19 protein-coding genes are annotated in these 13,548 nt (G+C 43.9%); 1 reads left to right on the top strand and 18 read right to left on the bottom strand.

Annotated elements, in window-relative coordinates; translation table 11 throughout:
- Position 1: 1 nt before the first annotated feature.
- The 7 genes from ACU70B_RS00690 to ACU70B_RS00660 all read right to left on the bottom strand — a co-directional run bounded on the left by ACU70B_RS00690 (position 2) and on the right by ACU70B_RS00660 (position 4,774).
- A complete protein-coding gene (locus ACU70B_RS00690) occupies positions 2–430 on the bottom strand; it encodes a hypothetical protein (RefSeq protein ID WP_447184447.1) in 429 nt (142 codons plus the stop codon).
- Positions 431–540: 110 nt separating this feature from the next.
- Positions 541–951: a hypothetical protein gene (locus ACU70B_RS00685; RefSeq protein ID WP_447184446.1), complete on the bottom strand. Its 411-nt coding sequence runs from the start codon at positions 949–951 to the stop codon at positions 541–543.
- Between the two features lie 8 nt (positions 952–959).
- The gene (locus ACU70B_RS00680) at positions 960–1,166 is read right to left on the bottom strand and encodes a hypothetical protein (RefSeq protein ID WP_447184445.1); all 207 of its coding nucleotides are present in this window, start codon (positions 1,164–1,166) and stop codon (positions 960–962) included.
- 179 nt (positions 1,167–1,345) lie between these two features.
- Entirely contained in the window at positions 1,346–1,771 is a 426-nt protein-coding gene (locus tag ACU70B_RS00675; protein ID WP_447184444.1) for a prepilin peptidase, read from the bottom strand.
- Positions 1,772–1,810: 39 nt separating this feature from the next.
- Positions 1,811–2,617 (bottom strand): type II secretion system F family protein, encoded by an 807-nt coding sequence (locus tag ACU70B_RS00670; protein ID WP_447184443.1) that lies wholly within the window; start codon positions 2,615–2,617, stop codon positions 1,811–1,813.
- 1 nt (position 2,618) lies between these two features.
- A complete protein-coding gene (locus tag ACU70B_RS00665; RefSeq protein WP_447184442.1) occupies positions 2,619–3,407 on the bottom strand; it encodes a type II secretion system F family protein in 789 nt (262 codons plus the stop codon).
- Entirely contained in the window at positions 3,404–4,774 is a 1,371-nt protein-coding gene (locus ACU70B_RS00660; RefSeq protein ID WP_447184441.1) for an ATPase, T2SS/T4P/T4SS family, read from the bottom strand. The genes ACU70B_RS00665 and ACU70B_RS00660 overlap by 4 nt, the downstream gene beginning before the upstream one ends.
- 493 nt (positions 4,775–5,267) lie before the next feature.
- Between ACU70B_RS00660 and ACU70B_RS00655 the strand changes: the two genes are divergently transcribed.
- Positions 5,268–5,909 (top strand): CPBP family intramembrane glutamic endopeptidase, encoded by a 642-nt coding sequence (locus ACU70B_RS00655; RefSeq protein WP_447184440.1) that lies wholly within the window; start codon positions 5,268–5,270, stop codon positions 5,907–5,909.
- 40 nt (positions 5,910–5,949) lie between these two features.
- Here ACU70B_RS00655 and ACU70B_RS00650 read toward each other — a convergent pair whose 3' ends face one another.
- The 11 genes from ACU70B_RS00650 to ACU70B_RS00600 form a co-directional block, all read right to left on the bottom strand.
- Positions 5,950–6,366, bottom strand: coding sequence for a hypothetical protein (locus tag ACU70B_RS00650; protein ID WP_447184439.1), 417 nt, complete (start codon positions 6,364–6,366; stop codon positions 5,950–5,952).
- 279 nt (positions 6,367–6,645) lie between these two features.
- A complete protein-coding gene (locus tag ACU70B_RS00645) occupies positions 6,646–8,790 on the bottom strand; it encodes a COG1470 family protein (protein WP_447184438.1) in 2,145 nt (714 codons plus the stop codon).
- A 146-nt stretch (positions 8,791–8,936) separates the two neighbouring features.
- Positions 8,937–9,206 carry a type II toxin-antitoxin system RelE family toxin gene (locus tag ACU70B_RS00640; protein ID WP_447185674.1) on the bottom strand — a complete coding sequence of 90 codons (270 nt, stop codon included), beginning with the start codon at positions 9,204–9,206 and terminating at the stop codon, positions 8,937–8,939.
- A complete protein-coding gene (locus ACU70B_RS00635) occupies positions 9,172–9,399 on the bottom strand; it encodes a hypothetical protein (RefSeq protein WP_447184437.1) in 228 nt (75 codons plus the stop codon). Before ACU70B_RS00635 ends, ACU70B_RS00640 begins: the two co-directional genes overlap by 35 nt.
- Before the next feature lie 115 nt (positions 9,400–9,514).
- On the bottom strand, positions 9,515–9,823 hold the full coding sequence (locus ACU70B_RS00630; RefSeq protein ID WP_447184436.1) for a hypothetical protein: 309 nt from the start codon (positions 9,821–9,823) through the stop codon (positions 9,515–9,517).
- 1 nt (position 9,824) lies between these two features.
- Positions 9,825–10,334 (bottom strand): hypothetical protein, encoded by a 510-nt coding sequence (locus tag ACU70B_RS00625; protein WP_447184435.1) that lies wholly within the window; start codon positions 10,332–10,334, stop codon positions 9,825–9,827.
- Between the two features lie 231 nt (positions 10,335–10,565).
- Entirely contained in the window at positions 10,566–11,375 is an 810-nt protein-coding gene (locus tag ACU70B_RS00620) for a copper amine oxidase N-terminal domain-containing protein (protein ID WP_447184434.1), read from the bottom strand.
- Between the two features lie 349 nt (positions 11,376–11,724).
- Complete coding sequence (locus ACU70B_RS00615; protein ID WP_447184433.1) at positions 11,725–11,946, bottom strand: hypothetical protein; 222 nt, start codon at positions 11,944–11,946, stop codon at positions 11,725–11,727.
- 268 nt (positions 11,947–12,214) lie between these two features.
- Positions 12,215–12,517 carry a type II toxin-antitoxin system RelE/ParE family toxin gene (locus ACU70B_RS00610; protein ID WP_447184432.1) on the bottom strand — a complete coding sequence of 101 codons (303 nt, stop codon included), beginning with the start codon at positions 12,515–12,517 and terminating at the stop codon, positions 12,215–12,217.
- Position 12,518: 1 nt separating this feature from the next.
- Positions 12,519–12,908, bottom strand: coding sequence for an AbrB/MazE/SpoVT family DNA-binding domain-containing protein (locus tag ACU70B_RS00605; protein ID WP_447184431.1), 390 nt, complete (start codon positions 12,906–12,908; stop codon positions 12,519–12,521).
- A 215-nt stretch (positions 12,909–13,123) separates the two neighbouring features.
- On the bottom strand, positions 13,124–13,489 hold the full coding sequence (locus ACU70B_RS00600) for a DUF6075 family protein (protein WP_447184430.1): 366 nt from the start codon (positions 13,487–13,489) through the stop codon (positions 13,124–13,126).
- Between the last annotated feature and the right edge of the window lie 59 nt (positions 13,490–13,548).

Genomic DNA, 13,548 nt, shown 5'->3' with positions numbered 1-13,548 from the left:
TCTAATCCTCCTTCTTAACAATTGCTGCGCCATGGTGCAGCGGTTTATTGTAACGTCTTTTGGTGTAAACAAACGGAGGCCGGGGAAATAATACCCCCTCACTCAAAAACCCGGCCCCTTCGTTTTCAAGTTTCTTTACAACACGTTTGATGGGCATCGGTATAGCAACATGAGTTTCCCAATAATAAAGACCCGGACGGGTCTTAATAATGTCTTGTATGTCGGAGACAATATTATTTCTTTGTTCTTTCAAAGACACAGCATCAGAAACCATGATGTGTACTTCATACGCTGCATTCCATTTTCCCTGTAAAAATCTCTTCCGGAGAAGAATTCTCGCTATGAAAGGATGAATTGGTAAAAGCGCCACCTGACGGTAACGAATTGCATTGGGTCTTTCAATCAGAAGGAAATAGGCAATGACAACCATGGCCACCCCTTCTGGGATAAGAATATATATGATCCAGGGGGTAAGGATTCCAATACCGGACAGCACATAAAAAGCCCATACTACGATATCTCGTCCCTTGGTTCCTATCCTCATGGAACCACATACAGCCCGGGAACAAAGGTACTTACTGCAGCAGCCCTGGTCTTGATGTCATAGTCAAATATTGTATGCATATCTGCCAAAAACAGTCCTTTGCTGTATGGATAATTGATTTTCACGGATACTGTTTCGCCATAGACTTTTATATCGCTGCTGTCTGTCGGTACCAGCTGCAGGGTTAAATTACTTCGTTTAATGTTTGAACGGTCGCAAAACGACTGTAAGGAATCTTCGCAGGTGCCGTTGTAATAACCATATCGTGCCATGGTATTGACAATGATATGGGTCTGAGTTGAAATCTGGTACCACTTCATCACCCCACCGATTACTACTACTCCCCCAGTAAGGAAGAACACCAACAAGATAACAATAAAAACAAACATTACCGGTTTTTCTATCATGGCATCACCTAGTTAATTCCGAACTGACTTTGCACCCAGGTCCATACCGTATTCCAAAGATTAGTGGCAGTATCGGGAGCCAGAGCTTTAATAACAAGAACGACTACTACAACAATCACAAGGCATCCTATCACCCAGGCTGCAGCTCCCAGGTCGCCATTTTCATCATGGCAAAAGCGCTTCCAATACTTCTTGATTTTTTTCACAACTTTCATTTACAAATAACCCTCCTTTAGATGATTAGATTCCATAATTACCTAAGACAAAATCTGCAAGTCGATAGATAATGGCATAGACCAGATCGGGCGCTATTATAAAGAGAACAACAATAATAAATATGATTAAGACCACCACGCCTATTGTCCATACGCTTCCTTTTATCCCTCCTTCTTCTTTATGAATAAATAACTTTACCGGCAAGTGCCACACCTCCCAAAACCAGATATCCGGCCAAAATAAAGGGAGCGAGCGGTATATGAAGCCTCGTATCGTGCTTTGCAAACCACATACATATGAGGAAAAGAGCTAAGATAACAAGCACAAGAAATAATAGAACTGATACTGCAGGCCCCATCACAAAGCCCAGTGAACAAAAGAGTTTCACGTCGCCCGCTCCCATACTACCCAGCAAATAAGGAATCAGGGTAATACCTGCAACAGCTAACCCCGTAAAACCCAACAGCCAGGTATCATTTGTTAAATGAAGATAAAAGCCAAAAAATAAGACTATAATAGAAACGTAGTTTGGAATAATATGTTTCTGCCAATCTATATAGGCAGCCCAGGCCAGAAAAATCAAAACAGTGTATGCAACTAACATTCTCACCCCCTTGAAAAAGAAAAAGCCGGGATTTCCCGGCTATGCTCCGAAACCGGAGCTGACTGAATTTAATATATTCGATATTATCGGGAACCCGGCCAGTAGCCCCATGCCGAGAATTCCCACCAATACAACTACTACAAACAATCCTTTTTTCTTGGTTGTAGCTCTGGCGGCGGCCATCTCCTGTACATTGGCCACTTCTTCCCGCAGGTCGGAAAATAAATCCGGATTAATAGTTGCATCCCAAGTGGTAGCCAGTCTTGTACAGACTGCTTCCACAACCGGATGGCGTACCCTTGAAGATAACAGCATTAACTCCCGTCTGGCGTTCCCGGTTCGCTTAATAACCTCCAAAGTCTTGTTCAATTCTTCTCTCAGCGGACCCGGTATAAAAGGGATTGTGTATTCCAATGCTGCCCGGGTGGTGATACCCGGAGTTTCCAGAAAAGACGGCAGAAAATCAATCAGAGCCGGGATTCCCTGGACCATATTAACCTGCCATACCTGATATGCATTATTGATCGCGGCTTCCGCAATCAAGACGCTTGCCGCAATACCTGTGAGCAGAAAGACTATACTGTATGGCCCCAAGTATCCAAGTGTCACCAAAAACAAGAGCGCGCCACCTAAGATTCCGACTATAAAGGCTCTTTTTAAGAAGTCCTCTGCGTTCTTCTGAATGTTATTTAGTTTCTCCCAGCGGCCGTTGGAGTTAAGTTTCCTTAGAATACTGGTTCTCACGTTATCTACGGTTATCTCAGCCATGGTCATACCCACATTTTCCTCAACAGCAAAGCAGACATAAAGAGCTGTAAAGATACAGATGAAAATAGCCAGAGCCATATTACACCCCCACATCCTTGTTCTTTAGTAGGTTTAATATAAGTAAAGATAACCCCACTATGATACCCACCCCTATACCGAGCATCATCCCGGCCAGGCCGTTTGTTACAAATACCGCCCTGAATGTGGTCGCATCCAAAACAGAGGTCCCGATCAGTATTATCAGCACTAGACCGGCTGCAATCGCCGGTTCCAAGATGCCCCGGTACCTTTCTGCCAGTATGCGTTCCCTCCGCCTCATTGCATCTCCCAGCCGGGATAACCCCCGGGCAATTGCCCTGGCACCTCCGGTGATATCCCCGGCTTCGATTATCCTGGCCACAGCGCCCATCTCCGGGATCTGATAGCGATTGGAAAGCCGGTTGAACATAACCGGGAAGGCAGTTCCTTTAAGCTGTCTTTCAATTAGCATGTTCCGCAAATCAGACGCGATCGGTTCGGACATATAGGTAGAAGCCATCCGGACTACTTCCGGAGTGGTATTATCAGCCATATAAAGGCTGGTGGCGCTGGTCACAAAATCCTTCAATTGTTTTTGAACCTGCCGGCTCCGGTATGATGAGACATAACGGTCAATCTCTACTGCCAGCACCCATCCCAGCGAAGCTAAAAATATGCCGGCCACAGGAGTCATAAATAACGCCGAACCGGCTAAAAAAAAGAGAACCGCCGCTAATGACGGAACCCCTAATCTTCTTAAAAATCCCTGGATACTCTCTTTTTCAGGAAGTTCTTTGAAACAGGCAGCCATTAGTGCGGCTGCGATACATAAGAACAATAGAAATTTCAATTCATCACCTTCTTTTCCGGGTACAGGTACTTTTCATGTACTTTTTCATATTCCGGCCGTATGACAGCACCGCCGAAAGCCAACCGGGCCAGGCGTTCTTCGGAAACGGGTTTATGGTAAATCCACCGGCGTTCCTTTTTGGCTGCGTATTCGGCATAATCCAAAGTGATGATAGGTTCATAAACTCCGTCCGGCTTTACCTCAATAAGCTCGGTCATGGTTCTGATACCGTCGCCGGGTTTGCCGAAGAAGACTAAGAAGTGGAACATAGTGCTGATCTGGTCGTCCACATGCTCATATTTGAGTTCCATGCCGCCCCGGGCAAACATTTTGGGATATCGCGAACGAAGCTCCCTCACTCCGCCTGCGTGACCGGAAGTAATGAATCCCCCGGGAGTAACTTCCGCAACCTCGCTGGCCGATACGATCTCACCGGCTCTTATCTCACCAATAACAGAACGATCCGGGTTATTCCTGAGCATTGTGTTGTTGATATCACCTATGGTATATAGCTTACGGTCACCAAAACCTACTTCCACCAGATTCAGGCAGTTGGGCAGATGCGGAAAGGACAGTTCAAAAGAAGTCTCCCCAATCATCACCCGCTCATCGGGGTCGAATAAATCCCCGCAAGCCCGGATCACCGTAGTCTTTCCGCTGTCCGTGCGCCCGAACGCTCCGAAATTGGCATGCCCGGCAATCAGTAATTCTTGGAACATATCGGCAACGATCGGGGGGAACATCTGATTCTCAACCAACTTAGCAAGCGGCATGGCCGGTCTTACCAGCGGAGATTTTCTGATCGTAAACGCTGGCCCGGTGGGAGATACTTTAAACCCGAAAGCAGCTAACCTGCTGCCGTCTTTCAGCCAGGCGTCCACAATTGAGTTTTCCTCGTTGAATCCTCTTCCGGCATCTTCACATACTTTCTGGATGTAGTTTTTCACTTCGTCATGGTCTTCGAAGAAATGATCCCCGGCATACCACTGGCGGCCATGCCAGCCGTAGAAGACCCGGGGCCTGCCTAAAGGGTTGGGGTTAACCATAACTTCGGTTATATCTATTGCGTCTATCAAACCTTCAGGTCCCTGAATTTCACCCATGAAGAAAGGTTTTAACGGTCCGTATCCGACCGCCTGGCCCATTAAAATCTCTATGTATTTTTCCTGCTCCTGAGCCGGTATCTGGGGCGAAGAAATAACGGCTGACTGTACTACGGGATACAAGGATTCATATTGATTGGCCGTCTGAGCAAATAAATTAGGGTTTTCATTGCTTAGTGTGTGTACAATATCATCAATTACCCTTTCCTTTTCCCTCTTAATAGCCTCACTCCAGTTGCCATTGATTGCTTGCAAGCCTGTCATATTAACCTCCTTGAATTGATCTAAATCACTCTAAACCTAGGTGCGCGACACCCATGATATTCCTTGGAATCACTTTTAATTCTTGATTTAACCACCCTCTTTCTCGGTTCTCCTGCATAATAAAAACCCCGGCATTTCCGCCGGGGGCATATGGTAATATATAGTTATAAAAAGATTGACAACAAAGTCGATTCCGGTAGATGTTAGCTGATAAAAGCCAAAATAATGTGACTACTCTTTCTCTGTATGATTTTGATATTCTTTTCCCTTATTTTGACGGTCTTTTCCCATAGAATATTCTTTATCTGTCAGGTAATAAGCAACAAGTAAAAGCAGTATTATGAGCCAAGGTCTTGCAGATAAAACCGCAAGGAAATCGTTTTCCGGTTCCCAGCATTTATTAGGCAGAAACCATAGAAGCATTAAAGCCCCGGTAACAAGAAAAATATAATAAAAGATACAGTGCTTGAGTACTGGATCGGAGTTGATCCTTTTGAATAAAGATACAAACCGTATAATCAGAATAATATGCCCCCTTTGGGTATTACTATCTTTAGGTTTAATGTTTTACTCCTTGGAAAAGCTCACACCATCAGGATATCTACAAGATTTAAGTCTTATAAAAATTCAAGGATTATCGGTTAATTTGCTATATGGAACTGGTATAGGGCTCTTGTACATAGCTGTTGGAATAATACTTTTCAACAGGCACTCTAACTGGCGAAAAAGCATGGAGTTTCTTGTTGGCAAGGGTCTGACTAAAGGTAACGTTGGAAGATTAGTAATAATGTCTCTAACAGCAAGCATTTGGGAGGAAGGCTATACCAGAGGTTTTGTTTTAGTACTTTTTCCAAAAAACTATTCAGGTGTTATTCTTATTGCTTTTATCTTAAATAGCTTATGGGCTTTGAGCCATTTATTGAATAATCAAGATGATCTTGCCGATTCTTTCACAAGAACCTTTAAGCAAGCAACTCCACATATGATAATTATTTTCCTCTCAGGAATACCATGGTATTTTATTACTTTTGCTACAGGTTCACTTATTCCAGCAATCGTCTCTCACTTCTTGCTAGATTTCGGTATAGGGATTTTCTATCGAAAACAATTAATAAACGAGAATTTTTATGCATAATAAACCCCCCCCCGATCGTTGACCGAGGGATGCAGTATGACTATCCGGTTTTAACGGGCGCAGCCTGTAATATTCTATATAGCTTCATTTCTACTCTGGCAGGCTTTATCTTCCACAACCCACCGGCATATATGGGAACATCAACATGGACCACATAACCCGGCTGGTTAGCTTCCTCTCCTTCCAGCCTGGGCATGCCCGGTCCTGTCGGTGCAGGCGGGATAGGATCGCCCGGATATACCGGGTAAAAATCCTTTATGATAATATTGCCGGGTAATCCAGGGACAACGAACTCTCCCCCATCATAGCTGCCCTCAGTAATTTGGCAGAAAGCAACTATGAAGTTGCCCATGACTTTCTCCTGGCTCATATCTTCAATTCCACTACGATCTGTTTCTTCACTGGTTCTGGTTCCGGTTGTGGTCATTATGCTGACTGATGAAACTGCGTAGTCCATTGCTGATCCCACTGTATCGTATATGTCTGAAGCTTTGGTATAGGCTGCAATCCAGAGAACAACAATCACCACCAGAGCTATTACCGCAATTATCCCCGCGACCCCTAAGATAGTAGTAGCCAGAAATCCCTCCTCGTTTTTTAATAATTTCTTTATCCCTCTGATATCAAACCACCCTCTTTGCTTGATTTCCTGATGGGTCTATATGTATGCCGTCAAAAAGAGCTACCGACATAAAAATCCCCCGGCCAGTAATGACCAGGGGATCCGGCAGCAATTCTAATATGGCACTTCAACCAAATGAGGAAAGACATTCTTAAATTCTTCCACGTGTTGAGTAGGTACAGGCGCAGCTCCCGTTCCATCAATGAGAATCTTTCCGGTACCGGTATAGTTATATATAGCAGTTAAGCCTTTAGTCGTTTCATATTCACACCAGCAGGTTGTATTTCCTTCATCATCCGTCTCGCATACAAGATAACCGCATGTCTGGTCATAGGTTACTTTCACGGTATAGTTGGCCCGCAGAGTATAGTGTTTTGGCGGGCCGACAAAGTCATTAATAGTCCGGTCAAAAACCGGTGCTCCGTCCATCGCCCATTCTTCTTTGATTTTCTCTTTTGCCACCTTACCCTGCGGTTTCATAGACTTATATGTCCAATCATTATCCCAGAAAGGATGGCCAAAGGTAAATCCTTCGCTTTTTTCTGGGTAATGCAGGGTAGCCTTGGTGATCTCCCAGCCGGTCATAGTATTCCAGGCTCCGCAGCTGTCTCCACAAGTTGGTACCGGCGGGGCTATGGTATTGGTATAATCAACGCTTTCACCCTGCGACACCGTATATTTCACCTTCTTAATATTGGTCGGGGTGAGTGTTGTTTCAACAATATCAGTATATCTGGCGGTATTAGGCTTTCTGTATTCCCTGGGTTCCCCCATCACGTCTATGAACGACCACTGCCGCCAGGCCTGGAAGGTCAGTTCCTGCTGCCCGGTTCCGCTCATCGGGGCGGAAACGACCGTCATTACTTTGTTGTCCTTGTAATTATCTTCCGGGTAGACGGTCGTTAACGGCTCAACGTTGATAACGCCTTCCAGCTTGCTGTATTCGCATAAGGTCCACTGGAAGGTGAACTGCTTAGTTTCCCCGGGGCCGAAGTCGGCCTGGGTAACGGGGGTCCAGAATATATCTCTCAGGGTTGTTCTGTAACCGTTGTTGAATACCGCGATGGGTACATTATACAGGGTTACATTGCTGTTGTTTTTGAATGTTACCGTCCCGTTGTAATGTCCCCCGGTTACTGGTGGTGATGCCCCGGCTTTGATGCTTACTGCCGATAGATTAACGTTTGATGTAATCCTGATTATCATGATATTGTTTTCCTGGTTTGATTCCGCGGCCGGGGTCTTGCCGTCTAGGTTGGCCAGAAAGACTAAACGGGTTTCCTGTCCTGGTTCGGGGACTTTTACTGATAAGTTAAAGTCCTGTTTTTCTCCCTTATCCAAAGTGATATTATCAACTTTCCAGATGGGGTCATTCCAGCCGGAGCCGAACCAGGCGGCGGCAAAATCGGTAGTCTGTTTGTCACCGGCGTTATGCAGGGAGAAGTTGATGTTTACGGTCTCACCGGGAGTACCGATATAGGTTTTAGCGCAGGTCTTAAATGATTCCTGCCACCGATCGGAGCCTTCCGGGGTCGGAAAGAAATCGGGTACCCCCTTGGCATTCACTCTCAGCAAAGCCGCGGAGAAGTACCATATATGGCCCTTGGTATAAGGGCTGCCCATAGCTTTAGTTTTATGATAGGCGTAGGTTCCGTTATCGCTCCAGCCTTCCTGACCGGTCATCTTATCCTTATCGGCTACCTCCAAATATAATTCGATATAGCAGTCCTGCTCCGGATAGGTATCTTTCATTTCCTGCAGAGCTTCCTGGAAGTAGGTGTTTATCCCCTCCCCGGAAACGGACAGCTCACTGCGGAAATCAACCAGGGCTTTAATAGTAAACTGGCTGCGGTAAGCATCTATGTCCGCTATATCTTCTTCCGGCACCGGCAGGATCCTGTACTGCAGATCCCAGGTGCACAACTTATTGCCCGGATAAGCCCGGCTGATATCGCGGAGAGTGATAGTATCGTTAAGATTAATGTCTATTACGGCAGTGGGAGCGTCCAGGTCGCGGCCGGGATCGCTCTGTCCTATCGCCTGACCGTTTGCCAGGACTTCAAACTGGGCGGTTGGCTTCTCTTCTTTAGTGGCTCGGCTTGGGGCTTGTATACGCCTATAATCCACTGCATATTCTTCTCCGGTATCATCGGGGATTCCAGTGGGTGGAATAGTAAGTTTATTTACATCTGCCTGCGATAATCCCAACTGATACGCAGGAGGCAGAGCCGCCTGGGCCTTGCCCGGAAAAATCATCACCAGGATCAGCGGTATGATGATTAATGCTGTTTTTAACTTCAGCCTGGCTTCCCCCTTTCATAAATATCTATGTTCACGTTCGTCTACCTCCTTCCCTGACTTGATACCCAGAAAATAAAAAAGCCCCCTAAAAAAAGGGGGTACTTTTATTTGTATGCTTGTCCTCGCGGTAGAATGGCTACGATTTGGATTACGTCTTTTAATCTAAAGATTATGCGCCAGTCCCCGATTCTCAACCTATATTGGTCATTCCGTCCCTTTAATTTTGATATATCGCCCTGGGGCGGAACTAAGCTAATTTCTGAATGCCGGTTTTGATTCTTATTTGTACCGAATTTATCGAGAAATTGTTTTTTAGCTGTCGGAGAAAAGACAATTTGCTTATATTCCGGCTTCTTCCCAGACACTTTCCGCATCAACTCCTAAACCACTTTCTAATTCGGCCAGGGCGGCATCAATAATCATTGCGTCTTCGGGAGTTATCTCTTCAATATTCATTGATTCTATTTGCTGTTTTACCATTAAAGATTCCATAAGATAAATTACTATATCCAGTTTTTCAGGGGATAATCTCTTTAAAAGCACCATCGCTTTTTCCAGAGTTGACATATGGCCTCACCTCCATATTTAATTATATGTCAGGTTCCGGTGCCATTCAAATTCAAAATAAGCTGAATAATAAACAAAAAAGTCCTCTTGCGAGGACGCTAGGACAGTTATAGTTTCAAATGAAATTCTTAATAAAATCAACTAAAAAGGCACCGGCCATAGAAGTAAATAAACCGGAGGTAAAAACGGGTAAATGGCTTTTAATTAGAGCTGCCAAGCCTTTTTCGTCTCTGTTGACCGTGTACTTTATAGCATTCTGAATAGCAGTAAATTCGTTTGATGAATCGGGTAATTTGTGTATCAAGGCAAAAAGTTCGTTCTCTAATGACTCCCAATCAATATTTACCTCATTACGAACATGGACTACGTTGTTATTACCAATTGTAATGGTAGAATTGTCACTAATAATCTTGATGTTGCGCATATTAATCAGTTCCCTGCAGGTTAATTGTATTATCTACTTCTACCACATTTTTATCGCCAACAGTAATAGTAGAATTCTGAATATCTATTATATAATTCGCTAATTTATTGTTAGCGCAGCTTTGCAGCACATCTATTATTTCGTTCAAAAAGGGGCGATCTTTAACTATAAACCAAAATATGCTGCCTGAATTCAATTCAATACTAAGAACCTCTCCTAAGTCAGAATTTTTCTTATATACTGTATAAATAAAAAAACCGCCACATACAATAAGCAAAATCCCTACGGTAACTCCACCTTCATAATGAGACCTTGCCAACAGTATTCCTATTATCACCAACACAAAAGCAAATATAGGATATGAATGCTTTTTTACCGGAGCTATTGATACCTGAGAAATATTGCTTATCTGAAGAAAATAATCCTTAAAACATAAAATATTTTTTTCAATTTTTAAAGTTGCTGTATCAATAACCTTTTCTTCACTTGCTAACAGTTTATCAAAATTCAAGTTCCCTATCCTCCCACCTTGTAAAAATGGCAAATTATACATTTACCAATAATATATCTGATATTTAGAGGAAGAACAAGGTAAATAAACTATTTAAGGGTTTTTATAGCCTAATAATAATAAAACTGACATTTTCATCGGCGCAGGTAAACTGAATCACAGTTCGCTATAACCCCAATAAAATAAGAAGGCAAGGCTGCTTGAGCCTTGCCCGGTATATCAATATCAAAGCTACATTTGGAAAGTCATTTCATAGAGCTTATCGCCGGCTTCGTTGTAGACATCGTATTCAATCGTCATGCCGGGTTTAATCTCGTTATTCTGATAAAATCCATTCGAGATAAAGAAATCACCATAATAACCAGTATCTACTCGGACTGGCCCATTTTTAGTACCGCTAGTATCACCAAATGTCGCAAAATATTGAGAATTTAATACTTCGTGGCTGGTGCAGACAAACCGGTATTTATTTGAGTCTCTACTTACAAACTTTACTGCTAATGGCCAAGTATAAACCTTAAACTCTTCATAATCATTTATTAAGGCTCCTGCAGAAGACTTATAGCAATCAATAGTCACCTGCTTAACCCCGGTATCATGGGTGTAGATATTTACCGTATAAGTACTCGCATCCCACTCCACCCTGGCCCCCATGGCCTCCGCCGCAAAGCGAATCGGGAAAGCGGTTCTGTCGCCAGTAATCACCGCCCGGGTATCCATAGTTTTATTTACCCCATTTACCGTATAAGTATTACTTCCGATGGTAAATACCGCAGTATTTCCGCCTTTTCTAATAGTCGCCTGGTGGCTTTTATCATTCCACTCCACCTGGCAGCCCATAGCCTCCATCGGTGAACGGACAGGAACCATAGTCCGGTCATTGGAATCAATATAAGGCAACTGGTCAGGAAACCCCACCAGCTTACCATCTACCTTAACACTAACATCCGAAGCCGCATAAACCGGAGAAATAATACCGCCGCTGATGAAACCAGCTGCCAGCAGCAGACCGACAATAACTATAACCATAAACCGCCGCATACACACATCCCCTTTCATTAACTGATATCTCATTGAATTAAACATCCAATAATGTATAATAGTGGGAAGTTTACTACAACTCCTGGTGCGATCGTTAGTACAAAATAATTACGACTTAGCTAATACGTATGTATTAGCTTATTTTTTACGGTTGAACTGGAGCACAAGACTCGCTGTCGTCATCGGCAGCATCAACAATCCGCTGACCTCAAGAAAGCTCATCTTGCCACCCCCTCTCCCGGCAACTGCACCAGGAGCCGGAGGCCTCCCCTATCTGGTTACCTTATTTTACCCTTAAACCGTAGGGATTTCCATATTTAGCTATTACAAATCCCGCCTTCCGGAGCACTCATACTAATCCAAAAAAACATCTCCCCGGCATATCTGGGCAGTAATAAACGCCAGCATCTCTTGTTTTCATCCGCTGCCTCCATGTCTTCCGGCTTTCAAACTCTGCCAGCAAACTATCCAGTTCCCCGTTACTCAGTCCATTCAACCAGTCCCAGACTGCCTCAAAACTGTCCCGCCCCTCTTTCAGCGCTTGCCATCGAACCTCCAGAACCTCCCGCACCCCTCATTCCCCCTTACCTATATTTAAGCTCGCCCCCCGCCGCTTGCCAGGCTACCATCATGCCTGCAGAGGCTCCGGGTCAAGGTTTGGGAGGGCCCCTTGGGGAGGGACCCAACCCGAAGGGCCTGACCTTGACTTGGAGAGGCGGGCATGATAGCATTCCCGTGCTGCCTGGCGGGTAAGCGAGCCGGCCTTGAATATCGTTACATCTTTAAAAACAGGCATAAAAAAACACCCCGCAGGGTGTTATGTATCAATATCATTAAATTTATTTCATACGCTTTTTCAAATATATCTTTAATTCATCATAAAAATTCTCCCGTGTACCAGCCAGAATAATAATAAGCAACTGCCCTTCCCGTTCTATAACCTCATAGGCCATTTCATAATTAACGCCATTGTGGTATATATCATACCCTATAATTCCTTTAAGATTTCCCTTTTTGGGTACTCCTACGGAGGGGTCTGTGCGTATAGCTATTATTGCTTCACGGTACTTTTTCTTTAATTCCCTATCTTTTAACTTTTTAAAATACCTCTCCGCTTTTGGCGATACCTTATAATCTATCATGCTATTCCTCGCCAAATAGCGCCTTGTCTAACTCTTCAGGCGTACGATTATCATAAGCTGTCTTATCTCGTACATCCTTAACATAGTCTTGCACTGCCAGAGGCAACAAATTCATCCGCAGCCTGAACTCTTTCAAAATCTCTTCCTTACCCTCAATCCCTTCATCCAGGATAGATTTCAAAATCAAATCGGCAAAATAATCATGTGACTCTTCTAATCGCTGGTATCTTCTGATGCGCAATTCATCATTATCAAGGATCATTTCTACATCACCTGATAAACCCAATTTATCAAAAAAATCTTTAGGAATCGTAAGTTGCCGTTTTGAAGTAATCTTTCCCAGTCTGGTTTCGGGCATAACTTTCTCCCTTTTGATCAGTTCTGCACTCATTATATACACCCCCGTATATTTTTATTCCTTCTCCTTACCCTTCCTTACCAGAGTATAGCATATATTTTCATTAAGTGCAGAATAAGATTAACTACTCCCTCCTGCCGGGGAGCTGGTTCGGGTGCAGCATAGCGTAACCCGAAGGAGCGGACGGCCACGGAGCAAAAGCGATGCCCAGGCTTAGGTATGCTTTACAGGCATGGCTTGCAGCGGACTTACTTGTATACGTACAGAATTTTGATCGCCTCCAGCATGTAAGGTGCAAGACTGCAATTAAAAAGGTTGTATGGTGTGTAATTCCTGGTCTGCTCTGATTCGTCATATTGTCCGCAAGTTCCATTGTAAAGGTTGAATGCCAAGCGGCAAACCCGGATTGTGGTTCCTGTTTGCCAGGGCTTTTTTAGGCCTTCCGATTTAATGCAGTTTTCATCGAAGTCATAAAGTTGATTAATGTTTTCTCTTGTCTCAGCAGTAAGGCCCAGGGTATAAAATAACGCTTTTCTTTCACGATCTCTATGGCTGCCAGTTTTATCAACGGAACTATTATAAAAAGCCTTTTGCTGGTCGTCTTTAAATAACATCTATCGTTCCTCCTTTGGGGTTGGTTTATATAATTAACTCTTTCTGAGTCAGGATTTCT

The organism is Syntrophomonas curvata (genome assembly GCF_052976825.1).
Note: the sequence above shows the minus strand (reverse complement) of the source record. Positions and strands in the feature narration are given on the sequence as shown.